The following is a 25977-nucleotide window of genomic DNA, read 5'->3' on the forward strand; positions in this document are numbered from 1 at the left end:
CAGGTATTACAGGACGTCCAGCAGCTCGACGTCGAATACCAGTACGCTGTGCGGCGGGATGCTGCCAACGCCCTGAGCGCCGTAGGCCAGCTCGCTTGGAACGTACAGGCGCCATTTGCTGCCGGCGTTCATCAGTTGCAGGGCTTCGGTCCAGCCCGCAATCACACCGCTGACCGGGAACTCGGCTGGCTGGCCGCGCTCGTAGGAACTGTCGAACACGGTGCCGTCGATCAGGGTCCCGTGGTAGTGAGTACGAACGCTGTCGTCGCGGCTTGGCTTGGCGCCTTCGCCAGCGGTCAGTACTTCGAACTGCAGGCCCGAGGCCAGGGTGGTGATGCCGTCACGCTTGGCGTTCTCGGCCAGGAAGGCCTTGCCTTCGCCAGCAGCCGCTTCGGCCTTGGCAGCGGCTTCAGCCTGCATGATTTCACGGATGACCTTGAAGCTGGCCGACAGGTCGGCTTCGCTGACGCGGCTGTCCTGGCCGTGGAAGGCGTCGGTCAGACCCGCCAGGATGGCTTCCAGGCTGACGCCCGGTGGCGGGTTGTCACGCAGTTGGCCACCCAGTTGACGGCCGATGCCGTAGCTGACGCGGGTTTCGTCGGTAGACAGGTTGATTTCGGACATTTGCTTGCTCCGCAGCAGGGCGCACGACAACCGCGCCCTTTATGAAAAGGGCGAGCAGCCTAGCACACTGCAGCAAAGCAGTTCAGCTACCAGGCGGAACGTCTGGGCATCGGTATTTTCAGGTCGCCGTCGCCGGTGACGTCTCCCCCGCACATCTCGTCGTCCATCGACCAGTGCACCAGGTGCAGCGGTACGGCAGGCAAGCCATTGAGCAGGCGTTGCGCATCGACTAACGAATGGACTTTAAGGCGCTCGCCCCGGGTATCCGACAGGGGATGGGCGTGGCCTTTCACGCGGGCTTCGAGAATGTAATCGCCGCCTTCGATGGCGATCAGGTTGAGTTCTTCGACATGACCAGCCCTGGCCTCGGTGTTCAGTTGTTGAAGGTTCATTGCGATACCTCGTGACTGGAACTTCGAGTGACCGTTCATTTTTCGTACAGCAGGCGGCAAAGCACAAGGCAAAAACGCAACCGCCCGTCCGTTTTGCAACGGACGGGCGGTCGTGTACTGCACCAATCAAGTGATCAATGCTTGGTCAGTTTGTCCAGGTAACCCATGGCAAAGGCCGATACCACGAAGGTCATGTGGATGATCACGTACCACATCAGGTACTGGGTCTCGATGTTGCGCGCATCCATGAACACCCGCAGCAGATGGATCGAGGAAATCGCCACGATCGACGCGGCAACTTTCATCTTCAGCGAAGAAGAATCCATCTTGCCCAGCCAGTTGAGTTTTTCCTTGTCCTCGTCGATGTCCAGCTGCGAGACGAAGTTCTCATAGCCCGAGATCATCACCATCACCAGCAAGCCACCTACCAGGGCCATGTCGATCAGCGACAGCAGCACCAGGATCAGGTCGGCTTCGGCCAGGGCGAAGACGTTGGGCAGGACATGGAAGATCTCCTGGAAGAACTTCAGCGCCAGCGCCAGCAGGCCCAACGACAGACCAAAATAGATCGGGGCGAGCAGCCAGCGCGAGGCATACATCGCATTTTCGATAATACGTTCCATTGAAAACTCGTCAGGTGGCCAAAAAGCGAGCGCGAGTATAACAGCCAGCCATGACAGAAAAAGCCCGAGGCACACTGCCGCAGGCGTGGCGCCAGGCGGTTCAGGTTTCCGGATGGAACTGGAAGTCGCCGACGTGATGGACCCGCTCGCCATTGATACGGCGTAGCTGGGCTTGAAGGTGTACACACCAGATCTGCGGGTCGTCGGCGACCTGGTAGCCGTGCAAGGTCAGGCTGTCAACGATGGCGCTGAGGACCGATTCAGCCACGAAGGGCCCGTGAAACGGCCCCTGGGCCTTGATGGCCGAAGGTTGCTCGCCAGCCATGCCGGCGGCAAACAGGAGGGTCCACATGCCGTTGTCGCCGGCCAGTGGGCGGATGCTGCATTCAATGCGGGTCACCAGGCCCAGGCATTGACGGGTGAGGCTGAGGTTGCGCGGCATGGCGACGTCCCTCGGTAAACACTTGTTCAGCCCTGCGGGCAAGGCTGTTTCGATCCTTTAGCGACTACGTTCCCTGATTATCAGAATAGAAGAATTCCGTTACTGCGTGGGAAAACCGGCGCCCAGCGGTCAGACCCGCTGCGGCGCCGATTATTTGACTCAGGTCGGCTTGACCTGCGCCAGGGCTTGCTCGGCCTGCTCCTTCTCGGCCTCCTTGAGGTCCTCCTCGCTGATCATTTCAGCGATCACGCGCAGGCGTTCCACCACCCGGGCGTTGACGCTGCCCTCGGGGAACTCGCCCTCGGCATCGGGCTCACCGGCCGGCTCACCCACCAGCAGGCTCAGTGCCTCGTCGGCCTGGCTGACCGCATAGACATGGAACATGCCCGCCCGCACGGCCTGCAGCACACGTTCGTCGAGCATCAGCGTGGCAACGTTGGCCCTGGGGATGATCGCGCCCTGCTCACCGGTCAGGCCGCGTGCCTCGCACAGGCGGAAGAAGCCTTCGATCTTCTCGTTGACCCCGCCCACCGCCTGCACTTCGCCGAACTGGTTGATCGAGCCGGTGATGGCGAAGCACTGCTTGAGCGGGGTTTTCGACAAGGCCGAGATCAGCGTACAGGCTTCGCCCAGCGACGCACTGTCACCGTCCACGTAACCGTAGGACTGCTCCAGGGCGATACTCGCGGAGATTGCCAGGGGGAATTCCTGGGCGTAGCGACTGCCCAGGTAACCGGTAAGGATCATCACCCCCTTGGAGTGGATCGGCTGGCCGAGGTTGACCTCACGCTCGATGTCGACGATGCCGCTGCCACCGGGATAGACCGTGGCGGAAATCCGCGCCGGTATACCGAAGGCCGAGTCGCCGACTTCCAGCACGGTCAGGCCGTTGCACTTGCCCACGGCCGCACCTTCGGTGTCGATCAGGATGATTCCGGCGAGCATGTCGTCGAGGATGCGCGCCGACACCCGGCCGGTACGCGTGGCCTTGGCCTTGAGCGCCCGTTCGATGTGGCCGGCATCGGTCATCTCGTCGTTGGCCAGGTGACGGATGAAATCCGCCTCGCTGACCAGTTGGAACAGGTCGCCAATGCGTGCCGACAGGCGCCCCTGATGTTCAGCCAGGCGGGCGCTGTAGGTCGCCAGGCGGGCCACCGCATCGGCGCTCAGGGGCGCCATGCCCTCCTCGCTGGTGCGGGTCTTGAGCAACTGGGCGAACTGCTCCAGGCTCTCGTCGACCATGGGAATGTCTTCGTCGAAGTCCACCAGAACCCGGAACATTTCCTGGAAGTCCGGATCGTGGTCCTGCAGGGCGTAGTACAGCTGGCGCGAACCGATGATCACCACCTTGATGTTCAGCGGGATCATCTGCGGGTTGAGGGTGACGGTGGCCAGGCGACCATATTCACCCAGCGGCGACTCCATCTTCAGTTTGCGTGACTGCAGCGCACGCTTGAGCGCATCCCAGACAAAGGGCTCGCCCAGCATCTTCTCCGCTTCAAGAATCAGGAAACCGCCATTGGCCCGGTGCAAAGCACCTGGGCGCAGCTGCCGGTAGGTGGTGTACAACGCGCCCTGGTCGGTGCTGTATTCGATACGGCCGAACAGGTTGTCGTAGGTCGGGTGCGGCTCGAACACTACCGGTGCGCCGCCACTGGCGTGATGGCCAACCACCAGGCTCGGTGCGTATTGCTCCTCAAGCAGTTTGCGCGCCTGGGCATCGCTCTTGCTGTCGTCGACCAATTGCTCGACCACCGTGCGCAACAGGTACACCTGCATGGCCTGCAGGTAGGCGCATACCGCGGCGTTTTCCGCATACTTCTCGGACAGCGGCGCCAACAGTGGCTGAAGCGCCAGGGTGATGGTCTCTTCATTCAGCTGGCGCAGCTGGTTGTTGGATTCACGCTTCCACTGCGGCAGGCTCGCCAGCTCTTCGTTGAGACGCTCCTCCAGGGCGGCGATGTCTTCATGGAAGCGCTCGCGCTCGGCTTCCGGCAACTGGGCGAACTCCGCCTCGTCCAGCGCCTTGCCATCGGCCATCGGCGTGAAGGCGACGTTGCTGCTGTCACGGTACAGGGCGACGTCCTTTTCCAGCGAGGCGCGCTCGATCACATCCAGGGCACGGTCGTAGCGCTGGTTGAAGCCGCGGTCGATGGCGCTTTTTTTCTGTTGGTAGGACGGGTGCTCGAACACCGCCGGGAAAGTGGCCAGCAGGTTGTCGATCAGGCCACCGATGTCGCTGATGAACGCACCGGCGCTGCCGGCTGGCAGTTCCAGGGCACGCGGTTCGCGAGGCTCGTCGAAATTGTTGACGTAGACCCAGTCCGACGGCGTGTGCAGGCGCTTGCCTTCGGCCTTGAGGTAACGCTTTACGAAAGAGAAACGCCCGGTGCCGGGCTCACCCATGACAAATACGTTGTAGCCGGGACGTGGCATGGCGACGCCGAACTGCAAGGCTTCGACCGCACGTTCCTGGCCTAGCACACCGCGAAAAGGCTCCAGATCATTGGTAGTGGAAAAAGCGAACTGTTCGGCGGAAAACGGCCGGGTCAGGGCTTCAGGCGCAAGACGCAGACTCGCAGCGACAGGATCGGGCATCGGGCTTCCTTACTTCGGCGGGGCAGATGACGGCATTCTGGCGCCGCCTGCCCGCGCCTTGCAAGGCTCATCGGCACAATATGTCGCAGGGTCGAAAACCCGCGCCACGTCAATGTTCCAAGCCAATTTTTCGCAATAAATCACGGAACCCTTAGATCGTGCCTAAACTCCATAACTGCGCGGCTGGGTAAACAACCGACCCGCCACTGGCTACCGCTCCTACAGCCATGCCAGACAACCCTGACCTTTGGTTTGTACGACTAGAAAGAGAACAACGCTATGAAACGGATTCTTCTGGGTACTTTGTTCACCGCGGTTTCCCTCAATGCAATGGCCCAGGCGCCAGGCGGACCGGACTGCGGTTGGGGTAACATGCTGTTCGAGGGCCAGCGCGGCACACCGGCCCACTTCCTCGCATCCACCACCAACGGCACGTCCGGCAACGCCACCTTCGGCATGACCTCGGGCACCAACGGTTGCTCGACCAACGCTGCTCTGACCTATGGCGGCAAATCCTGGTTCGCCATGAACGGCATGATGAACGAGCTTTCCGAAGACATGGCCAAGGGCCAGGGCGAAGCCCTGACCACCTATGCCGTGGTTCTCGGTGTAGCCCCGGAAGACCGCGCCCACTTCGCGGCAGTCACCCACCAGCACTTCCAGGAAATCTTCAAGACGGCCGATGTGACCGCCGAAGATGTCCACACCAACACCCTGGCCATCCTCAAAAGCGATCCACGCCTGGCCAAGTACGCGACCCAGGCATAAGCTCGGCCACCCGCCCCTTTACCGGGGCGGGTTGTTTTCCGCCTCTATCGGCATCATTCAGACTTAGTTGCCCGACATGCTCAAACGCCTTGCCTACCTGGCGCTCTGTGCCTGCGCCCCGCTGCATGCTGCCCCCTCGTTCGATGACGCGCGCCTTGCGCAACTGGCTGCCGACCGTTACTGGATCGCCCTGGGCCACTACGAAACCGCCAAGCTCGGTGGCTGGCGCAGCTACGTCGACGACCGCCGCTTCTTTCTCGCCGAAGACGGCGCCCACCATCCAGACCAGGAGTTGCGCGCCACGGTCCAGGCGCTGTACGCACCGGCCAGCCTCGGCGACAAGCATGCGCAATGTGTATTCCCGGCCCGCACCCGCTGGCTGCGCGAGCAACTATCGCTCGATGACCTGCCGACGCCGGATTGCAAGGAGTACACCCAATGGTTCAAGGATGTTTCGCCGCACAGTGCGGTGATGATCTTCCCGGCGGCCTACCTCAACAGTCCCTCCTCGATGTTCGGCCATACCCTGCTGCGCATCGACCAGGCCGACGTACAAAGCAACGAGACGGCACTGCTCAGCTACGCGATCAACTTCGGTGCCTACATCGAAGGCAACGACAACAGCATTCTCTACGCCTGGAAGGGCCTGATGGGCGGCTACCCCGGCCTGTTCGCCCTGGTGCCCTACCAGGAAAAACTCTCCGAGTACCGCAGCCTGGAAAACCGCGACCTGTGGGAATACCGGCTGAACCTGACGCCCGAAGAAACCGGGCGCATGGTCGAGCACATCTGGGAACTCAAGCAGATCCAGTTCGACTATTTCTTCTTCGACGAAAACTGCTCCTACCGCCTGCTCGAACTGCTGCAGGTGGCACGCCCGAGCCTGGACCTGACCTCGCAGTTCCCGCTCACGGCAATCCCGACCGACACCGTCAAGGCCGTCAAGCAGTCGGGCCTGGTGGAGCGTATCGACTATCGACCGTCCCGCGAGCGGGAGCTGCTGGAGCGGGCCAAGCCGCTGGATGCCGATGAGCAACAGCAGGTGCTGACCATCAGCGCCGATACCGAGCAACTGCAAAGCCCGGCCTTCACCGCCCTGCCCCGTGATCGCCAGGCGTTGATCCAGGACGCCGCCTACCGGCTGGAGCGCTACCGCGCCAACGGCCAGGAGCGCGACCCGGCACGCACCCGGCGTAGTTTCGAACTGCTGCGGGCCATCAACCGCAACCCGCCGCCGGAGCTGGATATCGAACGCCCAGGCCTGCCTGAAGACGGCCACCAGTCACGCACCTGGCAACTTGGTGCCGGCACCCGCGAGGACCGCGCCTTTGCCGAATACGGCTTGCGCATGGCCTACCACGACCTCAACGACAACGCCTATGGCTTCCCCCTGGGCGCGCAGATCGAGATCCTCCAGCTCAAGGTGCGCCAGTACGAGGACAACGACTGGCAAGTGCAACGCCTGGACCTGGCCACCATTCGCTCGTTGACGCCCCGTAACGCGCTGCTGCAACCCTGGTCGTGGCAAGTCACCGGCGGCCTTGAGCGCGTGCTGGGCAAGCATGAGGACGATGTGCTGGTCAGCCACGTCAATGGCGGCGCCGGGGGCACCTGGCAACTGGCCGACGACATGCTCGGCTTTGCCCTGGGTACGGTGCGGGTGGAGCACAACAATGACTTCGCCGAATTCATCGCCCCGGCGGCCGGTTTCAACACAGGCCTGCTGTGGCGCAACCCGCTGGGGAACATGACCCTCGAGGCGAAGGGCGACTACTTCACCAACGGCGAAGTACGCCGCACCCTGAGCCTGAACCAGCAATGGGAGCTGTCACAGAACCTGGGCTTGCGCCTGAGTGCCAAGCGCGAGTTCAGCCAGTTGTCGACAGCGCAGAACGAGGTGATGCTGGAGTTGAAGTGGTATCACTATTGAGCGTGATCGCAGGGCCTGTGGGGCGGGCTTGTCAGCGATGAGCATCGGTATGCTTATCCAGTTGATGTGGCGAAGCTGCCGGCCCCTTCCGCCCTTACGGCGGGTCACTTTTTCTCTTGGAAAAAAGTAACCAAAAACCGCCTGCTCCATCATCCGGCCCTACGCTTCGCTCCGGGTTCCCTCCTGAAGTCGCGACAGATCAAGATCAACAGCAAGATCAACAGCACGGTGTGCATACAAATCTTGTGTGCACCCTCGCCCAGCAAGAGCGAAGCGAATTGTGCTCTTGATCTTGATCTGCTTTTGATCTTTCGCGATTTCAGGAGGCCGAGTGGAGCGCCGATGGAGGGGGTGGAGGCCCATGGATGGGCCGGAAAGCGCCGAGGGGCATGGATGCCCCTTCGGCGCGGCCCCCGGAATCGGTGCGCAGGGAGGGAACCCGAAGCGCAGCGTAGGGCCGGATGATTGAGCGAGCGGTTTTGCCTACTTTTTCCAAGAAAAAAGTAGGACGCCGTAAAGGCGGAAGGGGTCGGCAGCCTCGCCACATCAGCTGGATAAGCACACGATGGCACTGTACAAAACCAGCCCTGAGTCATCTCTATAAACCTGGGTTAGAGATGTGTAGATACCTATGGCTATCGCGGGGCAAGCCCGCGCCTACCGGCATCAGGAGTCGCGGCGCAGGTCCGGTGGAATCGGCAGGTCCTTGAGTGGCTCCGGCGGCTTGCCCTTGCCCGCCCGGTACTGGCGGATCTGGTACACGTACGCCAGCACCTGGGCCACCGCCAGGTACAGTCCCGCCGGGATTTCCTGCTCAAGCTCGGTGGAGTAGTAGATCGAGCGCGCCAGCGCCGGGGATTCGAGCAACTGGATACTGTGCTCCTGGCCGATTTCACGAATCTTCAAGGCCAGGAAGTCCGTGCCCTTGGCCAGCAACAGCGGTGCTGCGCCCTTCTGCGGGTCATACTTGAGCGCCACGGCGTAATGGGTCGGGTTGGTGATGATCACGTCCGCTTCAGGTACCGCCGCCATCATCCGCCGCTGGGACATCTCGCGCTGCAACTGGCGAATGCGCTGCTTGACCTCGGGCTTACCCTCGCTGTCCTTGTACTCGTCGCGCACTTCCTGCTTGGTCATCTTCAGTTTTTTCAGCGACTGCCACAGCTGGAACGGCGCATCCACCGCCGCGATCAACAACAGGCCCGCCGCCATCCACAGTGCGCTCCAGCCCACCACCTGCACGCTATGGATAATCGCCTGTTCGATGGGCTCGTTGGCGATGGCCAGCAAGTCGTCACGGTCAGAGGCCAGCACCACCAGTGCCACGATCAGGATCACGAAGAACTTGGCCAGGGCCTTGAGCAGTTCGACCAGCGCATGCATGGAGAACATCCGCTTGATACCGGCCAGCGGGTTCATGCGGCTGAACTTCGGCGCCAGGGTGCCGCCGGCGAACAGCCAGCCACCCAGGGAGATCGGGCCGATGATCGCCGCCAACAGCAGCACCAACAGCACCGGCTGGGTGGCCAACAAGGCCATTTTCCCCGAGGCCATCAAAAAGATGCCCATGGAGCGCTCGTCGATCAGCACCTCCCGTGACAGGCTGAAGTTGATGCGCATCAGCTCCATCAGGGTTTCGGCCAGGCCACCACCAAACGCCAGCAGGCCGCCGGCACCGGCCAGGGTCACGGCGACCGTATTGAGCTCCTTGGAACGGGCGATCTCACCTTTTTCACGCGAGTCCTTTTTGCGCTTCTCGGTGGGGTCTTCCGTCTTGTCCTGACCGCTCTCGCTCTCTGCCATGCTCAGCGCGCCCGTGCCAGTTCACGCAGCCACTGCAAAGCTTCAGTGACCAGCGCCTGGTAGTGAGGAAGAACGTCGGCCAGGCCGACCCAGAAGATCCCCATGCCCATGACCAGGGTCAGCGGGAAACCGATGGAGAAGATGTTCAACTGCGGCGCCGCCCGGGTCATCACACCGAAGGCGATGTTGACCACCAGCAAGGCGGTGATCACCGGCAGCACCAGCAGCAAGGCCGCGCCAAACACCCAGCCCAGGCGCCCTGCCAGGTCCCAGAAATGATTGACCAGCAACCCGCCACCGATCGGCAGCGTGGTGAAGCTCTCGGTGAGCACCTCGAACACCACCAGGTGCCCGTTCATGGCCAGGAACAGCAGGGTCACCAGCATGGTCAGGAACTGGCTGATCACCGCCACGTTGACGCCGTTGGCCGGGTCGACCATCGACGCGAAGCCCATGCCCATCTGGATCGCGACGATCTGACCGGCCACCACGAACACCTGGAACAGCAACTGCAGCGACATGCCCAGCAGCGCGCCGATGATCACCTGCTCGGCAATCAGTAGCAGCGCACTGAGGTCCAGGGCGTGCACTTCAGGTAGCGGTGGCAAGGCAGGAACGATCACCACCGTGATGGCCACGGCGAAGTACAGGCGAACGCGCGCCGATACCAGGGTGGTGCCGAACACCGGCATGGTCATCAGCACGGCGGCCACGCGAAACAACGGCAGGATGAAACTGGCCACCCAGGTGCCGATCTGCGTGTCGGTCAGCTCCAACATGCCGGGCTCAACCGATCAGCTGCGGGATGCTGCCGTACAGCGACAGCATGTATTCCATGAACTTCTGCACCAGCCACGGCCCGGCCACGATCAGGGTGATCAGCATGACCAGCAAGCGCGGCAGAAAGCTCAGGGTCTGTTCGTTGATCTGGGTGGCAGCCTGGAACATCGCCACCACCAGGCCCACCAGCAGGCTCGGCACCACCAGCACGGCGACCATCAGGGTGGTCAGCCAGAGCGCATCGCGAAACAGGTCGACGGCGACTTCAGGGGTCATGGGCTACTTCTCCTTGAGGCGTCAGACGCCGCCGAAACTGCCGGCCAGCGTACCCATGATCAAGGCCCAGCCGTCCACCAGCACGAACAGCATGATCTTGAACGGTAGCGAGATGATCAGCGGCGACAGCATCATCATACCCATGGCCATCAGCACACTGGCCACTACCAGGTCGATGATCAGGAAGGGAATGAAGATCATGAAACCGATCTGGAAGGCGGTCTTGAGCTCGGAGGTGACAAACGCCGGCACCAGGATGGTCAGCGGCGCCTGCTCGGGGCTGGCGATGTCGGTGCGCTTGGACAGGCGCATGAACAGGTCCAGGTCGCTCTGGCGGGTCTGGGCGAGCATGAAGTCCTTGAGCGGCACCTGGGCCTTGGCGATCGCATCCTGGGCCACCATCTGTTCGTTGAGGTACGGCTGCAGGGCGTCCTTGTTCACCCGGTCGAACACCGGGGCCATGATGAACATGGTCAGGAACAGCGCCATGCCCGTGAGGATCTGGTTGGACGGTGTCTGCTGCAGGCCCAGGGCCTGGCGCAGAATCGAGAAGACAATGATGATGCGGGTGAAGCTGGTCATCAGGATGACGAACGCTGGAATGAAGCTCAGCGCGGTCATGATCAGCAGGATCTGCAGGCTGACCGAATATTCCTGCTGCCCGTCGGCACCACTGGACAGGGTGATCGCCGGGATCGACAACGGATCGGCACCCAGCGCCAGGGGCGCTGCGAGCATCAGCGCAAGGGTCAATACGATACGCCAGGCACCCATTACGACTTGTCCTTCTGATCCTTGCCCATCAACTCCAGCAGGCGCTGGGCGAATTCGGGAGTGGCCGGGCGCGCGGTGGCCGGTACTTCGACCGGCTCCTTGAGCACGTGCAATGCTTCGATCGAGCCGGGGGTATGGCCCAGCAGAATCTGCTCGTTGCCCACCTGCACCAGCACCAGGCGGTCACGTGGGCCCAGCGAGCGGCTGCCGAGCACCTCGATGACCTGCTGGCTACCAGGCGCAGCGTTCTGCACCCGGCGCAACAGCCAGGCCAGCAGCAGGATCAGCCCCACCACCAGCAACAGCCCCAGCACCAGCTGCGCCAACTGGCCGACCACACTGCCGCCGCCCGTCGTGGCCGAAGCGGCCGCAGGCTGTTGCACCGCCAGGCCGACGTTCAGGTAACAACCCGCACCCAGGGCCAGCGCGGCCCGCATCACGGCTTTCACTCAGCGCAGCTTCTTGATGCGTTCGCTCGGGCTGATCACGTCAGTCAGGCGAATACCGAACTTTTCGTTGACCACCACCACCTCGCCATGGGCGATCAGCGTGCCGTTGACCAGCACGTCGAGCGGCTCGCCGGCCAGGCGATCGAGCTCGATCACCGAACCCTGGTTGAGCTGCAGCAGGTTGCGGATGTTGATTTCGGTGCTGCCCACTTCCATCGAGATACTCACCGGAATGTCGAGGATCACATCCAGGTTCGGGCCTTCCAGGCTCACCGGCTCGTTGCTGCGCGGCGAGCTACCGAACTCTTCCATGGGCAGGCGGCTGGAACCCGAGCCGCTGCTGGCGCTGTCGGCGGCCAGCAAGGCGTCGATATCGGCCTGGCCGGCATCGCCGGTTTCTTCCAGGGCCGCAGCCCACTCATCGGCCAGGGCCTGGTCCTCCGCGGAGGTGATGTCGTTTTCGTTAGCCATTTTGTCCTCGACGGGCAATCAATTCGGGGGTTGGAACAACAAGCGCCGCTCAGCGGCGCTCGATGGGGTCGATAATCTGCAGGGCCAGGGTGCCCTTGTGCGAGCCCAGCTTGGCCTTGAACGACGGTACGCCGTTGGCCCGCAACACCAGCTCGTCCGGCAGCTCGACCGGAATCACGTCACCGGGCTGCATGTGCAGAATGTCGCGCAGCTTCAACTGGCGACGGGCGACGGTGGCGCTAAGCGGCACGCTGACATCCAGTACGTCTTCGCGCAGGGCCTTGATCCAGCGCTCGTCCTGGTCATCCAGGTCGGACTGAAAGCCCGCGTCGAGCATTTCGCGCACCGGCTCGATCATCGAGTACGGCATGGTCACGTGCAGGTCGCCGCCACCACCGTCGAGCTCGATGTGGAAGGTCGACACCACCACGGCTTCGCTGGGGCCGACAATGTTGGCCATGGCCGGGTTGACCTCGGAGTTCATGTACTCGAAGTTCACCGGCATGATCGCCTGCCAGGCTTCCTTGAGATCCACGAAAGCCTGGTCCAGCACCATGCGCACCACGCGCAGTTCGGTCGGGGTGAACTCGCGCCCCTCGATCTTGGCGTGACGGCCGTCACCGCCGAAGAAGTTGTCCACCAGCTTGAACACCAGCTTGGCGTCGAGGATGAACAACGAGGTGCCACGCAGCGGTTTGATCTTCACCAGGTTCAGGCTGGTGGGCACGTACAGCGAATGCACGTACTCACCGAATTTCATCACCTGCACGCCGCCCACCGCCACGTCGGCAGAGCGACGCAACAGGTTGAACATGCTGATGCGGGTGTAACGGGCGAAACGCTCGTTGATCATCTCCAGGGTCGGCATGCGTCCGCGGACGATGCGATCCTGGCTGGTCAGGTCGTAACTTTTGACGCTACCCGGTTCTGCATGGGTCTCGGTTTGTACCAGACCATCGTCGACACCATGCAACAAGGCATCGATTTCATCCTGGGACAGCAGGTCCTGCACGGCCATCGGGGGCTCCTACTGCAATACGAAATTGGTGAACAGCAACTGGTCCACGACCGGTTTGCCGACTTCTTTCTGTGCCACTTCCTGGACGCTGACGGTCGCCTTCTGGCGCAGCATCTCCTGGCCAACCGGGCTTGCCAGGGTGTCGAAGCCCTGGCCGGAGAACAGCATCACCAGGTTGTTGCGGATGACCGGCATATGCACCTTGAGCGCATCCAGCGCAGCCTGGTCACGACCCTGGAGGGTGATACTCACCTGCATGTAGCGCTGGCGACCGTTCTGGTTGAAGTTGACCACGAAGGCAGGGGTCAATGGCTCATAGATGGCTGCAGGCTTGAGGTTGCCGGCCTGGGCGGGATCGGCTTGCGGCTCGCTCTGGGCCTTGTTCAGGAAGAACCAGGTGGCGCCCACCGACAGCCCGACGGCCAGCAGCAGTGCCAGCACCAGCAGCAGGATCAGCTTGAGTTTGCCTTTTGCGGCGGGGTCTTTCTCTGCGTCGCTCTTCGCCATGCCAATATTCCGTCATTCATCGGAGAATTCAGTCACATGGCGTGGGTTGAGCAAGTGTTATGCCAACTGGTGCAGGAGCGGGCTTGCCCCGCGATAGCGATGCAACAGATACATCGCTATCGCGGGGCAAGCCCGCTCCTACGCGTAGTAATCGACCTCGCTTGAGCCGAGCACCACCTGCTGCTCGACCGGCGCGGCGGCTTCTGCTGCCTCGTTGCGCCGCGCCGCCACGCCACTCAGACGCGGCGTATCAGCACTTCCCTGTTGCTGCTGCCCGCGCGACTGATCGGCAACGTTGACGTCCGGTTGTCCCAACCCTTGCTGGGCGAACATTTCCTTGAGGCGGTGCACTTGGTTTTCCAGCGCCTCGCGCACGCCGACATGGCCGCTGGTAAAGGTGATCTGCGCCTGCTGCTCGGGCGCCAGGTGCACGCGGATGTCCAGGCGCCCCAACTCCGCAGGCTCCAGCTGGATATCGGCAGACTTGAGGTTCTGGCTGGAGAGGTACATCACCCGATTGACCAGACCTTCGGTCCAACCACCCTGGTTCATCGCCAAGGGCTGGTGCAACGGCGCGGCGGGTACGGTGGGGTTGGCGGATTTTGCCGTGACAGCCTGGGTCAGGGCGCTCAGGCGTTCGGCGAAGTTGTCGACGCGGGTATCGCTGGCAGTGCTCTTGAGGTCTTTGAGGCCGTCATCGAGCAACGCGGCAAAAGCCTTGTCGCCCGGCTCGCTTTGACCGCCATCGGCGCCCGCCTCTTCGACCAGCGTCGCCAGGGTATTGGCGACCGGTTGTGCCGACGCATCGGCCTGTGTCGCCTTGCCAGCGGCGTGGGTCGAGGTGGTGCCCTGGGCCTGGGCGCTCTGCTCGAGGGCCATGCGCAAGGCCGGCATGTCTGCCAGTGGATCGGCCTCAGGGTCGAAGGGCAGCTCCTCGGCAACTTCTGGCACGGTGCCCACCTGGGCCTGCAACTGGGCCGCCTGGACAACCGGCGCCACTGCTTCGGCCTGGGCCTGGATCAGCTGCGACCCTGGCTGCGCATCGGTGACCTGGCCAGCAACGAGCTTGGGATCGAGCGCCGTCGCATCGGCACCCGACGCCGGGGCTTCGACAGCATCGTCCTTGTCTTCAGGCAAATCCTTGCCGCTGTCGGCAATCGCTGCCTGCTTGTCCTTGCCGCTGGCGGCAGTGGCCGGCTCCGGGCCACGGGACTGCTGCGCATACACCTTGGAGAAACCTGGGGACTTGTCTTTGGCGCCTTGCGACAGCGCATCCAGCTGGCTGGCGGGGGCCCGCGACGGCTTGGCCGGGGCACCGGCCTGGAGCAAAGGATTGGAAGCAACAGGCATGTAGGCGTCTCCGCTGCAAGGCATCTTTAACGTTTAGTGGCGAAGGTACAGCAAAAGTCGCGCCAGCTTTACCTGCAGTCGCTCAACCAATCAATACGCGCTGGTGTTCGTCGCGGTACAACTGGCGAACCAGCGAGTACTCACGATCGATCTGGTTGATCAGATCCTCGATACCGTACAGGGGTTGCTGCTTGACGCGCTCCTCCAGCTGCCTGCACAGCTCGGCCAGGGCCACGGCGCCCATGTTACTGCTGCTGCCCTTGAAGCTGTGCGCGGCATGCCCCAGCTCCGTTGCATTCTTGGCCTCATGCAATTGGCTGAGGCGCTTTTCGGAGTCGTCGAGAAAGGTTTCCAGCAAATGCAGGTAGCCATCGTCCATGACCTCCTGCAGGTCGCTGAGTACCTTGCGATCGATGTGGTTATCAGTCACTTGCTCACTCCTTGATCAAGTTGGATTATGCCAGAGCGTCCCAGGTGAACTCCACGCATGCACGGCGCCCCTGGTCAGTCCATTCGGCATGCCGGCTCAGCCGACGTATCAGGTTCAGTCCACGCCCGCACAAGCCCTGCTCGATGAGCGGCCGCGCCAGCACTTGTTCGATATTGAAACCCTTGCCGCTATCGTCCACTTCAATAATCAGACGCCCGCCCTGGCCCACGGGTTCAACCCGAAGGCCTACTCGAATATAGCCGTCGCTCAGCGCCTGCAAGCGCTCACTGCGCTGGCGGTAGTAGTCGGCAAAACCCGCGGCATCGCGCTTGAGCCCTGAATCAAGCCCCAGCACCCCATGTTCAAGGGCATTGGAATACAGCTCGTTCAACACACTGTGCAGGGCCCCGCCCTGGGCCCGCAGGCCGTGAACTTCCTGCAACAGCTGCAACAGGTAGGGCAGCGGGTTGAAACGCTTCAGGGTCTGGGCGCGAAACTCGAACTGCAGCGACCAGTCCAGCGGCGAAGATTGGCCGCTGTCAGAATAGATCATCGCCGGCGGCGACAACGCCTCGGGCTCGACCATGCGGATTTCCAGCAGGCTCACATCGTCGCGGGAGCGTCCGCGAAAGGCCTCCAGTGCCTGCAGCACTTCCTCGAACAACAAGCCCGGCTGGCGATTGTCGGCGAGCACCTGGCGCAGGCGCTCGACCCCGAACAACTGGTCGTCATCGTCACTGGTATCGACCACCCCATCCGACAGCAAGAACAAACGCTCGCCCACGCCCAGTGGCAGTACCTGGGTGGAATCGTCGAACCGCTCCGGCGCCAGTATCCCCAGCGGCAAATGGCGAGACACCAGCGGCAAGGGCGCACCTGCGTTGGCCGGCAACAGGTAGCCATCCGGCATGCCGCCGTTCCACACCTCGACCACCCGCCGCTGAAAGTTCAGGTTCAGCAGCAAGGCGCAGCAGAACATGTCTACCGGCAGGATGCGCTTGAGCTTGGCGTTCATCTCGCGCAGGGTTTCAGCCAGGCCGTAGCCTTTGGCTGTCATCCCGTAGAACACTTCCGCCAGGGGCATGGCGCCGACGGCAGCCGGCAAGCCGTGACCGGTAAAGTCGCCGAGCATCACATGCATATCGCCGGAGGGCGTGAAGGCCGCCAGCAACAGGTCGCCGTTGAACAACGCGTAGGGCGACTGCAAGTAGCGGATATTGGGCGCGCTCAAACAGCCGGCGTGGGCCACCTTGTCGAACACGGCCTTGGCCACGCGCTGCTCGTTGAGCAGATGATGATGGTGACGGGTGATCTGGTCCCGTTGCTCCAGCACCGTCGCCTGCAACCGACGCAGGCGGTCCATCGCCTTTATCTTGGCGCCCAGGATCACCGGGCTATAGGGCTTTGCCAGAAAATCGTCGCCACCCGCCTCCAGGCACCGCACCAACGCTTCTTCTTCGCTCAGCGACGTCAGGAAGATGATCGGCACCAGGGTTTCACCCGCGAGGGCCTTGATCCGCCGCGCCGCTTCGAAGCCATCCATCACCGGCATCAACGCATCGAGCAGCACCACCTGTGGACGCTGCTCGGCAAACAGCGCCACGGCCTGCTCGCCATTTTCGGCGGTGATCACCGCATGCCCCTGCTTGCTGACGATACGCGCAAGCAGCAGGCGATCGGCCGCGCCATCCTCGGCAATGAGCACGGTCAGGGTCGAGTCAGGCATGGCCTGGGTCAACTGATGTCGAACAGCTTGTCGAAATTGGAGATCGCGAGAATCTTGCGCACATCCGAGCTGGTATTGACCACCTGGACCTCCGACTCATCGCCGCCCACGTGATCGCGCAGCATCAGCAGCATGCCCAGCGCCGAGCTGTCGAGGTAGGTCGCCTCCTTCAGGTCGACCACCACAGAGTCCGGCCGTACCGGCTTGCGCTCATAGGCTTCGCGAAATTCCTGGTGCTTGCCAAAGTCAAAGCGGCCTTTGACTTTGATCGTCAGTTTTTTCCCATCCTGGGACACTACGGATTCAACGGCCATGTAGGCGATTCCTTCGAAGACGACGATTACAGACAACTAGAAGGTGTAGCAGTCCAACCCAGACGGGGCAACTCTTGCCCCCAATGCCCGGGTCAATAGCGGTCGTGGCGCGGCAGGCGCTGGGAGAGTTCGTCGAGCAGCTTCTGCTCGCGCTTGTCCTCGACCAGGCGAGCCTCGTCGATGTAGCGCTGCACCAGCTTGCGCAGGCCTTCGACCCGGGCATAGGCCTGCTGCCAGGTGCCACGGGCATTGCTGAGGTTGTTCTGATGCCAGGCCAGGCTCTGGCGCTGCTGGGTCATGGCGCTCTCGAGCTGGCCGAGAAAGCGCTGGTAGTTCACCAGCCAGCTACCCGACACCCCTTGGCCGCCACGGTTGATCCACTGCAACTGGTAGTCTTCGCGAAAGCGGTCGAGCTCGGCGAGCTTGGCCTGGGCCAGGCTCACCTGCTGCTGGAATTGCCCCAGGCGCTGGGCGGCCTGGCGCTCGGCGTTCTCGGCCATCTCCACCACCGGCGCCAGGCGCGCCGCACGACCGGGCTGGGCCATGGCCTATCAGCCCCCCGTGCCGGGGTTGGGCTGGGCAAAGACGCTTTCCAGGTGTTCGCGGCTCTGTTCCAGGCTGACGTTGTCGTTGAGCCCCTGGCGCAGGTAGTGCACCAGCTTTGGCTGCAAGGCGATGGCCAGGTCCGTCTCGGCATCGCCGCCGGCCACGTAGGCACCGACGCTGATCAGGTCGCGGCTTTGCGACAGGCGTGACCACAGCTGCTTGAACTGCTGGGCCTGGCCCATCTGCGCCGGGGTGACCACCTGGGGCATGACCCGGCTGATCGAGGCTTCGATGTCGATGGCCGGGTAATGCCCTTCTTCGGCCAGGCGCCGGGACAGCACGATATGGCCGTCGAGCACACCCCGGGCCGAGTCGGCAATCGGGTCTTGCTGGTCATCGCCTTCGGACAACACGGTATAGAACGCGGTGATCGAACCGCCACCCGCCTCACCGTTACCGGCACGCTCCACCAGCTTGGGCAGCTTGGCGAACACCGATGGCGGATAACCCTTGGTGGCGGGTGGCTCGCCGATGGCCAGGGCGATTTCCCGCTGGGCCTGGGCGAAACGGGTCAACGAGTCCATCAGCAACAGGACATTCTTGCCCTTGTCGCGAAAGTATTCGGCGATGCGGGTGCAGTACATCGCCGCCCGCAAACGCATCAACGGCGCATCGTCGGCTGGCGACGCCACCACCACCGAGCGCTTGAGGCCCTCGGTGCCCAGAATGTGCTCGATGAACTCCTTCACCTCACGGCCCCGCTCACCGATCAGGCCGACCACGATGATGTCGGCCTCGGTAAAGCGAGTCATCATGCCCAGCAGCACACTCTTGCCCACGCCGGTACCGGCGAACAGGCCCAGGCGCTGGCCGCGCCCCACCGTCAACAGGCCGTTGATACTGCGGATGCCCACATCCAGCGGCTGGCTGATCGGGTCGCGATTTAGCGGGTTGATGGTCGGGCCATCCATCGGCACCCAGTCCTCGGCCTTCATGCCGCCCTTGCCGTCCAGCGCCCGCCCGGCGCCATCCAGCACCCGGCCGAGCATGCTCATGCCCATGGGCAGGCGGCCGTTGTCGGCCAGCGGCACCACGCGCGCGCCCGGCGCGATGCCGGCGACGCTGCCCACCGGCATCAGGAACACCTTGCCGCCGGAAAAGCCCATCACTTCGGCTTCGACCTGCACGGGGTGGTAGCTGTCATCGTTGATCACCACGCAGCGACTGCCAACGGCCGCGCGCAGGCCTTCTGCCTCCAGGGTCAGGCCGACCATGCGCAGCAGGCGGCCTTCGACCACAGGCTGCACAGGTAGCTTGATGGTGTCGGCGTAGGTACCCAGGCGCTTGCCGAAACTGGTGCGGTCAAGACGCATCGGTGCTGCTCAGGTCTACCTGCAGGTCGGGCGCTGCAGGGTGCAGGCCCTGGTCGTGCAACTGATCGAACAGTTGCGCCAGGGCTTTTTCGATACGGGTTTCCATGCTCGCGTCGATACGGCTGTGATCGGTCTCGATACGGCAGCCGCCGGGCAGCAGGGTCTCGTCTTCGAGCAGCTTCCAGCGTTCCTCATGACGCTCGCGCAGTGCCTTGACCAAGGCGAAGTCCTGCGGATTGATATGAATGCGGATGTTGTCGGCGCCCATAGGCAGCAGCTTCAGGGCTTCTCGCAGCACCTGGGTGATCTGGCTGGAGTCGCTGCGCAGCTCGCGACCGATGACCTCGCGGGCCATGTGCGCCACCAGGTGTACCAGGGACTTTTCGATCTGGTTGTCCTGTTCGGCAATCGGTTCGAGCAAGTTGCGCATCAGCCGCTCAAGGCTCGACACCTTGGCGGCCAGTGCCGCTTCGGCCTCCTGGCGGACCTTGAGTTGGGTGCTGTGGAACCCTTCGCGCTCGCCGGTGGCGAAGCCTTCGTTGTAGGCCTCCTGGCGGATGCTTTCGAGCTCTTCGAGGGTCAGCGGCTGGACTTCTTCCAGCGGCACTTCCTCGACTTCATCCTGAACGACTTCAGGCTCGGGCTCGGGCTCGGGTTCCGGCTCAGGCTCGGGTTCCGGGTCGAAACTGGGCAGCGCCCAGCGATCGAAACCCTCGACATCGTTGGCGCGAATCAGCTCACTGAGGTGCTCGTTGGTTGACATGATTGCACGCACTCATCTGGATCGCGGGGCACGCCCGCTCCACCAAGGTTGTGGGGAGCAGGCTCGCCGGGCGAAAAATCGCTTAGATCATCTCTTCGCCGCCCTTGCCGCCGAGCACGATTTCTCCGGCTTCGGCCATACGGCGGGCGATGGTGAGGATTTCCTTCTGCGCCGCTTCCACGTCGCTGACCCGTACCGGCCCCTTGGCCTCCAGGTCGTCGCGCAGCAGCTCCGAGGCACGTTTGGACATGTTCTTGAAAATCTTGTCCTTGACCTTCTCGTCGGCGCCTTTGAGCGACACCACCAGCACATCCGAAGACACTTCGCGCAACAGCGCCTGGATGCCGCGGTCGTCGACGTCGGCCAGGTTGTTGAAGACGAACATCAAGTCTTCGATCTGCTCGGAGAGGTCGCCGTCGATGTCGCGGATCGCGTCCATCAGCTGGCCTTCCACGGAGCTGTCGAGGAAGTTCATGATGTCGGCGGCACGCTTGATGCCGCCCAGGTTGGTACGTGCGGCATTGGAGTTGCCGGAGAACTGCTTCTCGAGAATCTGGTTGAGCTCCTTGAGCGCCGCCGGCTGCACGGTGTTCAACGACGACACGCGCAGGATGATGTCCAGGCGCACCTTGTGGTCGAAGTTGCCAAGCACCTCGCCCGCCTGGTCCGGATCCAGGTAGGCCACCACGATGGCCTGGATCTGCGGGTGCTCGTAGCGGATGACGTCGGCCACGGCACGCGGCTCCATCCACTTGAGGCTGTCCAGGCCGCTGGTGTTGCCACCGAGCAGGATGCGGTCGATCAGGCCGTTGGCCTTGTCCTCGCCCAGGGCCTGGGTGAGCATCTTGCGGATGTAGCCGTCGGAGCCGACACCCAGGCTGGTCTGGTCGCCGACGATCTCGACGAACTCACTCATCACCTGCTCGACCTGCTCGCGATGGACGTTGCCCATCTGCGCCATGGCCACGCCGACCCGCTGCACTTCCTTGGGGCCCATGTGCCGCAGCACCTGGGCAGCATCGGTTTCACCCAGGGACAGCAGCAGAATGGCTGCCTTGTCGACCCGGGACAGTTTGGCGGTAAGGGCTCGGTTATCACTCATCGGCGTTGATCCACTCTTTCACGACCTGGGCCACGCGCCCCGGGTCTTCGGCCACCAGGCTCTTGATTGCGTTGAGCTGTGCATCGTAGCCCTCGCTCGGGCTCGGCAGCAGAATGCTTTGCGGACCACCCAGGCTGACGCGGTCGTTGGCCAGTTCGCCATCCAGACCGAGCATACCGCCCAGTTCCATGTCGCCATCGGCTGCGGCAGGTTGCTTGCCGTGGCCGGTGATGTTGTTGAGTACCGGGCGCAGCACGCCGAACACCAGTACCAGGATGAACAACACACCCATCACTTGCTTGATGATGTCCCAGAACCAGGGTTGGGAGTAGAACGGGATCTCCGCGATCACCTCGCCGCGGTCGGCGGCGAAGGGCACGTTGATCACACTGACGCTGTCGCCACGGCTGGCATCGAAGCCCACCGCGTCCTGTACCAGGCGGGTGAAGCGCGCCAGGTCTTCGGCTGCCCAGGGGGCCCGGCTGCTGTTGCCGGTAGCCGGGTCGATCTTGAGCTGGTCGTCGACCACCACGGCCACCGACAAGCGGGTCAAGCGCCCTTGCTGCTGGCGAACGTGGCTGATGGAGCGGTCCAGCTCGAAGTTCTTGGTCGACTGCTGGCGCTTGTCGGCCGGGTACGGGGCGAGCATCGGCTGGCCGGTGGCCGGGTCCATGATCTGCTGGCCGTTGGCATCGAGCAGCGGCTGGCCGGGCTGCACGGCTGCGGTTGCACCGGCGGCGCCACCGGTGGTCTGCGGAGCGCTGGCAGGGCCTGGCGGCTGGTTGCTCAGGGCGCCGGGCACGCCTTGCGGGCCCATGCTGCTGGAACGTTGTTCATTGACCGACTGCTCACTGCGCAACGCCGGTTGATCGGGGTTGAATTGCTCGGAGGTGGACTCGACGGCGCTGAAGTCGACGTCTGCCGATACTTCGGCCTTGTAGCGGTCGTTGCCCAGCACCGGCTGCAGGATGTTGTGCACACGCTGGGTGAGCATGCCTTCCATGCGGCGGCTGTAGTCGAACTGCTTGCCGGCCATGGTCAGCTCGGAGTTGTGCACCTGGTCGGAGAGCAGGTTGCCCTTCTGGTCGACCACGGTGACTTCCGACTTGTTCAGCTCCGGCACGCTGGTGGCCACCAGGTTGATGATCGCCATCACCTGGCCCGCTTCCAGGGCACGGCCTGGATACAGCTCGACCAGTACCGAAGCGCTTGGCTTGCGCTCGTCGCGCACGAACACCGAGCTTTTCGGAATCGCCAGATGCACCCGCGCCGCCTTGACGTTGTTCAGGCTCGACACCGTGCGCGCCAGCTCGCCTTCGAGGCCGCGGCGATAACGGGTGGCTTCCATGAACTGGCTGGTACCCAGCCCCTGTTCCTTATCGAGGATTTCGAAGCCGACGCTGCCATCGCCCGGCGCCACACCGGCGGCGGCAAGTTTCAGGCGCGCGCGGGAAATGTCTTCGGACTTGACCAGCAAGGCACCGGAGTTGGGCTCGACGGTGTAGGGGATATCGGCAGCGGCCAGGGTTTCCATGACCTGCTTGGTGTCCATGCCGGCCAGGCTGCCGTACAACGGACGGTAGTCGGGTTGCTGCGACCAGAGCACCACGGCAAAGCCGATCGCCACGCTCGCCGCCAGGCCCACCAGCAGGCCCACCTGACGCAGCATGGGCATCTGCGAGATGTTCTCAAGGAACGACATGCCGAACAGCGGCGGCTTGGACGCGGCTGCGCTGCCTTTGGCGGGCACGTTATCGACGACTGCTTCGGCCATGACTCAATCTCGCCCTTATACCGGCATCTGCATGATGTCTTGATAGGCCTGGACCAGCTTGTTGCGCACCTGGGTCAAGGCCTGAAAGGAAACGCTGGCTTTTTGCGAAGCGATCATCACGTCGGTGAGGTCCACGCCGCTCTTGCCGATCTCGAAGGCGTTGGCCAGTTGCGTGGAAGCCTGCTGGGTGTCGCTGACCTTATTGATGGCCTGCCCCAGCATGTCGGCAAAATTGCTTGAGCCGAGCTCAGGCGCAGCGGCCGCCTTGGGCATCGACATGGCGTCCATCTGCATGGCCCGCATGTCCAACATCAATCGATTAAATTCAACACCTTGGCTCATGGACTTCTCTCTCCGACGACCCGCATTTTTTTGACACTCACGCAGCGGATAGGCAGGACTTAGCAACAAGAGTGCCAGCTCTGTCCGCACAGCGGACAAAAGCCCGCATGCACCCGACCCTTACGTGGCGTAGAGGCTGGCCTCGACATCCATACCTGCATCACGCATCTGCGCCAGCTTGTAGCGCAGGGTGCGCGGGCTGATGCCCAGCCGCTCGGCCGCTTCCTTGCGCCGGCCGCGTTCGGCGCGCAGGGTATCGATGATCATCTGGAATTCGTGACGGCGCATGTCATCGCCCAGGCCGCTGACTGCCGGCTCGGTCGGCGCCTCCGGCAGGGCCGGCGCCGGGGCGGAGGTGAACATCGGCATGACCCCGGCCAGACAAAAATCCGCCGCCTCGATCACCCCGCCCTGCTGCAGGATCAAGGCCCGCTGCAGGGCGTTGTCCAGCTCGCGCACGTTGCCCGGCCAGGCATAGCCCTGCAGGCAGGCCCTGGCCTCGGCTGACAGGCGTACCGGGGCATGCTTCATTTTATTGACGTGCCTGGCCAGCAGGCGCTCGGCCAGCGGCAGAATATCGGCGCTGCGCTCACGCAGCGGACGCCAGGCCAGCGGGAACACCGACAGGCGATAGAACAGGTCTTCACGAAACCGCCCCGCCGCCACTTCGCCGGCAAGGTCGCGGTTGGTGGTGGCGACCACGCGGATGTCCAGGGCGATCGGCTTGCGCCCACCCACCCGCTCCACTTCCCGCTCCTGCAACACGCGCAGCAGCTTGGCCTGAAGTGCCAGGGGCATCTCGGAAATTTCGTCGAGCAGCAAGGTACCGCCGTCGGCCTGTTCGAACTTGCCCGCCTGGGCGGCGATGGCACCGGTGAACGATCCCTTTTCGTGACCGAACAGGGTCGCTTCGAGCATGTTGTCGGGGATGGCCGCACAGTTGATCGCCACAAAGGGCGCATTGGCGCGCCTGGACTGCTGGTGGATGTAGCGCGCCAGCACCTCCTTGCCGGTGCCTGACTCCCCAGAGATCAACACGGTGGAATCGCTGCGCGCCACCCGCGCCGCCAGCTCGAGCAATTGCGCACTGGCCGGTTCGCAGGCCACCGGCCCTTCATCCGCCTGCCCGGCCACCACGCCCAGGGCATGGCGCGCCACCAGGTCCAGCAGCGCCCGCGGCTCGAACGGCTTGACCAGATAGTCCACGGCGCCCTGGCGCATCGCTTCGACCGCGCGCTCGACCGCCGCATGGGCCGTCATCAGCAGCACCGGCAACTGTGGCTGGCGCGCCCGCAACAGCGCCAGCAACTGGTGGCCGTCCATGCCCGGCATGTTCACGTCGCTGACCACCAGGCTGAACGCCTCGGCGGCCACCGCCTCGAGCGCCTCTTCGGCCGAGCCGACGGCGCGGTATGCAAAACCGCCCAGCTCGAGGGTATCGCCCAGGGCCTGGCGCAGTGCCCGATCGTCTTCGACCAGCAGCACCTTGATTGCCTTCATTGCTTGTTCTCCATGTTCCGCGCATCGATCAACGGCAAGGTGACCAGCGCGCATGTGCCACGGCCTGACCGTGAGCGCAGTTGCAAGGCGCCCTGGTGCGCCCGCGCCACCGCCTTGACCACCGCCAGGCCAAGCCCGGTGCCAGTGGCCTTGGTGGTCAGGAAGGGTTCACCCAGGCGCGCCAGCAAGGCGCTGTCGATGCCTGCACCGGCATCGCTGATGCACAGCCGCAGCATCTGGCCGCGACGGTACAGGTGCACCTTCAGGCGCGCCGGTTCGGTGCTTGCCTGCAGGGCGTTTTCAATCAGGTTGAGCAAGGCGCCGACCAGGGTGTCGCGGTTGCACAGCAATTCACCCAGGTGGCTGTCGCACTGCCAGCGCACCTCATGCCCCTGGACGTGAGCCTGGGCAGCCTGCTGCAGCGCCTGGAACAGTGCCTTGGGCGTGACCCGATTGGTCAGCGGCAACTCGCCCCGGGCGAACACCAGCATGTCGCGCACCTGATGCTCGAGCTCGTGCAAACGCTCCTTGAGGTTGCCGGCAAAGCGCTGCTGGGTTTCCACCGGCAGGGCCTGCTCGGCCAGGTGGCTGGCATACAACAGGGCCGCCGACAGCGGCGTACGGATCTGGTGGGCGAGCGATGCGACCATCTTGCCGAGCGACGACAGCCGCTCATGGCGCGCCAGCTGTCCTTGCAACTGACGGGTTTCAGTCAGGTCATTGAGCAGCACCAACTGCCCGGGCTCGGCATCCAGCGAGCGGGTGGCGATCGACAGGCGACGGCCATCGCGCAGCGATACTTCATGGCCGTCATCGTCGCGCGGGGCAAAGCTGCGCACGATCACCTCGCGCCACAACTCCCCCTCCAGCGGCTCGCCCAGCAACTCGCATGCGGCAGGATTGGCCTCGCGCACGCGTCCCTGGGCATCGATGACAATGACGCCACCGGGCAACAGGTCGAGCAGGTTCTGCAGGCGATTGGCCAGGCGCTCCTTCTCGGCAAGCTCGGCCATGCGCTGGGCACTGACCACCTCCAGCTCGCCCTTGAGTTCGGTGACCCGGGCTTCGAGCAAGTTATAGGACTCGCTCAACTGACTGGAGACCTGATCGAACAAGGCGAAGGCCTGTTGCAGGCCAAGGCGGCTTTCCTGTTCGATGGCGTTCTGCCCCTTCACATCAGGGACACAGGAGATGGGGGCGGCCTGGGGCATCGTGCTCTCTCGCGTGACTGACCGTCATAAAACGGTGTGTTGGCAGCGATAAAGCAATAGGCGTGCCGGCTACTTGAGCACCCGGTGCAAC

Annotated in this window: 27 protein-coding genes; 2 read left to right on the forward strand and 25 right to left on the reverse strand. The window is 63.3% G+C overall.

The window, feature by feature from the left end:
• Nucleotides 1-6 precede the first annotated feature (6 nt).
• From NPS58_RS25345 to NPS58_RS25365, 5 genes are all read right to left on the reverse strand, one after another.
• Nucleotides 7-624: an FKBP-type peptidyl-prolyl cis-trans isomerase gene (locus tag NPS58_RS25345; RefSeq protein WP_274117984.1), complete on the reverse strand. Its 618-nt coding sequence runs from the start codon at nucleotides 622-624 to the stop codon at nucleotides 7-9.
• An 86-nt stretch (nucleotides 625-710) separates the two neighbouring features.
• Nucleotides 711-1016, reverse strand: a complete 306-nt coding sequence (locus NPS58_RS25350) for a DUF6482 family protein (protein WP_274117985.1) — start codon at nucleotides 1014-1016, stop codon at nucleotides 711-713.
• Nucleotides 1017-1150: 134 nt separating this feature from the next.
• Nucleotides 1151-1639, reverse strand: a complete 489-nt coding sequence (locus NPS58_RS25355) for a TIGR00645 family protein (protein ID WP_028944044.1) — start codon at nucleotides 1637-1639, stop codon at nucleotides 1151-1153.
• Between the two features lie 100 nt (nucleotides 1640-1739).
• Nucleotides 1740-2081: a hypothetical protein gene (locus tag NPS58_RS25360; protein WP_028944043.1), complete on the reverse strand. Its 342-nt coding sequence runs from the start codon at nucleotides 2079-2081 to the stop codon at nucleotides 1740-1742.
• 159 nt (nucleotides 2082-2240) lie between these two features.
• Complete coding sequence (locus NPS58_RS25365) at nucleotides 2241-4679, reverse strand: Lon protease family protein (protein ID WP_274117986.1); 2439 nt, start codon at nucleotides 4677-4679, stop codon at nucleotides 2241-2243.
• Between the two features lie 279 nt (nucleotides 4680-4958).
• On the opposite strand from NPS58_RS25365, the gene NPS58_RS25370 reads away from it, so the two are divergent.
• Both NPS58_RS25370 and NPS58_RS25375 read left to right on the forward strand, forming a co-directional pair.
• A complete protein-coding gene (locus tag NPS58_RS25370; RefSeq protein ID WP_028944041.1) occupies nucleotides 4959-5447 on the forward strand; it encodes a DUF3015 domain-containing protein in 489 nt (162 codons plus the stop codon).
• A gap of 76 nt (nucleotides 5448-5523) precedes the next feature.
• On the forward strand, nucleotides 5524-7377 hold the full coding sequence (locus NPS58_RS25375) for a DUF4105 domain-containing protein (RefSeq protein ID WP_274117987.1): 1854 nt from the start codon (nucleotides 5524-5526) through the stop codon (nucleotides 7375-7377).
• 666 nt (nucleotides 7378-8043) lie between these two features.
• Here the strand turns inward: NPS58_RS25375 and flhB are convergent.
• From flhB to NPS58_RS25475, 20 genes are all read right to left on the reverse strand, one after another.
• The gene (flhB, locus tag NPS58_RS25380; protein WP_274117988.1) at nucleotides 8044-9180 is read right to left on the reverse strand and encodes a flagellar biosynthesis protein FlhB; all 1137 of its coding nucleotides are present in this window, start codon (nucleotides 9178-9180) and stop codon (nucleotides 8044-8046) included.
• A 2-nt stretch (nucleotides 9181-9182) separates the two neighbouring features.
• Entirely contained in the window at nucleotides 9183-9959 is a 777-nt protein-coding gene (gene fliR, locus NPS58_RS25385) for a flagellar biosynthetic protein FliR (RefSeq protein ID WP_274117989.1), read from the reverse strand.
• A gap of 7 nt (nucleotides 9960-9966) precedes the next feature.
• Nucleotides 9967-10236 (reverse strand): flagellar biosynthesis protein FliQ, encoded by a 270-nt coding sequence (fliQ, locus tag NPS58_RS25390; protein WP_274117990.1) that lies wholly within the window; start codon nucleotides 10234-10236, stop codon nucleotides 9967-9969.
• Between the two features lie 21 nt (nucleotides 10237-10257).
• The gene (gene fliP / locus NPS58_RS25395) at nucleotides 10258-11010 is read right to left on the reverse strand and encodes a flagellar type III secretion system pore protein FliP (RefSeq protein WP_274117991.1); all 753 of its coding nucleotides are present in this window, start codon (nucleotides 11008-11010) and stop codon (nucleotides 10258-10260) included.
• The gene (fliO, locus tag NPS58_RS25400) at nucleotides 11010-11459 is read right to left on the reverse strand and encodes a flagellar biosynthetic protein FliO (protein WP_274117992.1); all 450 of its coding nucleotides are present in this window, start codon (nucleotides 11457-11459) and stop codon (nucleotides 11010-11012) included. Before fliO ends, fliP begins: the two co-directional genes overlap by 1 nt.
• The gene (fliN, locus tag NPS58_RS25405) at nucleotides 11460-11930 is read right to left on the reverse strand and encodes a flagellar motor switch protein FliN (RefSeq protein ID WP_274117993.1); all 471 of its coding nucleotides are present in this window, start codon (nucleotides 11928-11930) and stop codon (nucleotides 11460-11462) included.
• A 49-nt stretch (nucleotides 11931-11979) separates the two neighbouring features.
• Nucleotides 11980-12948, reverse strand: a complete 969-nt coding sequence (fliM, locus tag NPS58_RS25410) for a flagellar motor switch protein FliM (RefSeq protein ID WP_274117994.1) — start codon at nucleotides 12946-12948, stop codon at nucleotides 11980-11982.
• Nucleotides 12949-12957: 9 nt separating this feature from the next.
• Complete coding sequence (fliL, locus tag NPS58_RS25415; RefSeq protein WP_274117995.1) at nucleotides 12958-13455, reverse strand: flagellar basal body-associated protein FliL; 498 nt, start codon at nucleotides 13453-13455, stop codon at nucleotides 12958-12960.
• A 138-nt stretch (nucleotides 13456-13593) separates the two neighbouring features.
• On the reverse strand, nucleotides 13594-14805 hold the full coding sequence (locus NPS58_RS25420) for a flagellar hook-length control protein FliK (protein ID WP_274117996.1): 1212 nt from the start codon (nucleotides 14803-14805) through the stop codon (nucleotides 13594-13596).
• Between the two features lie 82 nt (nucleotides 14806-14887).
• Nucleotides 14888-15235 carry an Hpt domain-containing protein gene (locus tag NPS58_RS25425; RefSeq protein ID WP_274117997.1) on the reverse strand — a complete coding sequence of 116 codons (348 nt, stop codon included), beginning with the start codon at nucleotides 15233-15235 and terminating at the stop codon, nucleotides 14888-14890.
• A gap of 25 nt (nucleotides 15236-15260) precedes the next feature.
• A complete protein-coding gene (locus NPS58_RS25430) occupies nucleotides 15261-16961 on the reverse strand; it encodes an ATP-binding SpoIIE family protein phosphatase (protein ID WP_274117998.1) in 1701 nt (566 codons plus the stop codon).
• Between the two features lie 8 nt (nucleotides 16962-16969).
• On the reverse strand, nucleotides 16970-17275 hold the full coding sequence (locus NPS58_RS25435; RefSeq protein WP_274117999.1) for an STAS domain-containing protein: 306 nt from the start codon (nucleotides 17273-17275) through the stop codon (nucleotides 16970-16972).
• Between the two features lie 92 nt (nucleotides 17276-17367).
• A complete protein-coding gene (fliJ, locus tag NPS58_RS25440; RefSeq protein ID WP_274118000.1) occupies nucleotides 17368-17820 on the reverse strand; it encodes a flagellar export protein FliJ in 453 nt (150 codons plus the stop codon).
• A gap of 6 nt (nucleotides 17821-17826) precedes the next feature.
• Entirely contained in the window at nucleotides 17827-19194 is a 1368-nt protein-coding gene (gene fliI / locus NPS58_RS25445; protein WP_274118001.1) for a flagellar protein export ATPase FliI, read from the reverse strand.
• The gene (gene fliH, locus NPS58_RS25450) at nucleotides 19184-19957 is read right to left on the reverse strand and encodes a flagellar assembly protein FliH (RefSeq protein WP_274118002.1); all 774 of its coding nucleotides are present in this window, start codon (nucleotides 19955-19957) and stop codon (nucleotides 19184-19186) included. Before fliH ends, fliI begins: the two co-directional genes overlap by 11 nt.
• 82 nt (nucleotides 19958-20039) lie before the next feature.
• Nucleotides 20040-21059 (reverse strand): flagellar motor switch protein FliG, encoded by a 1020-nt coding sequence (gene fliG, locus NPS58_RS25455; RefSeq protein ID WP_274118003.1) that lies wholly within the window; start codon nucleotides 21057-21059, stop codon nucleotides 20040-20042.
• Nucleotides 21052-22833 carry a flagellar basal-body MS-ring/collar protein FliF gene (gene fliF / locus NPS58_RS25460; RefSeq protein WP_274118004.1) on the reverse strand — a complete coding sequence of 594 codons (1782 nt, stop codon included), beginning with the start codon at nucleotides 22831-22833 and terminating at the stop codon, nucleotides 21052-21054. The genes fliG and fliF overlap by 8 nt, the downstream gene beginning before the upstream one ends.
• Nucleotides 22834-22848: 15 nt before the next feature.
• Nucleotides 22849-23175 (reverse strand): flagellar hook-basal body complex protein FliE, encoded by a 327-nt coding sequence (gene fliE / locus NPS58_RS25465; RefSeq protein ID WP_010224994.1) that lies wholly within the window; start codon nucleotides 23173-23175, stop codon nucleotides 22849-22851.
• A 120-nt stretch (nucleotides 23176-23295) separates the two neighbouring features.
• Entirely contained in the window at nucleotides 23296-24675 is a 1380-nt protein-coding gene (locus NPS58_RS25470) for a sigma-54-dependent transcriptional regulator (RefSeq protein WP_274118005.1), read from the reverse strand.
• Nucleotides 24672-25886 carry a sensor histidine kinase gene (locus tag NPS58_RS25475; protein WP_274118006.1) on the reverse strand — a complete coding sequence of 405 codons (1215 nt, stop codon included), beginning with the start codon at nucleotides 25884-25886 and terminating at the stop codon, nucleotides 24672-24674. Before NPS58_RS25475 ends, NPS58_RS25470 begins: the two co-directional genes overlap by 4 nt.
• Between the last annotated feature and the right edge of the window lie 91 nt (nucleotides 25887-25977).

This window comes from Pseudomonas putida, assembly GCF_028682455.1.
Classification (GTDB): Bacteria; Pseudomonadota; Gammaproteobacteria; order Pseudomonadales; family Pseudomonadaceae; genus Aquipseudomonas; species Aquipseudomonas putida_AA.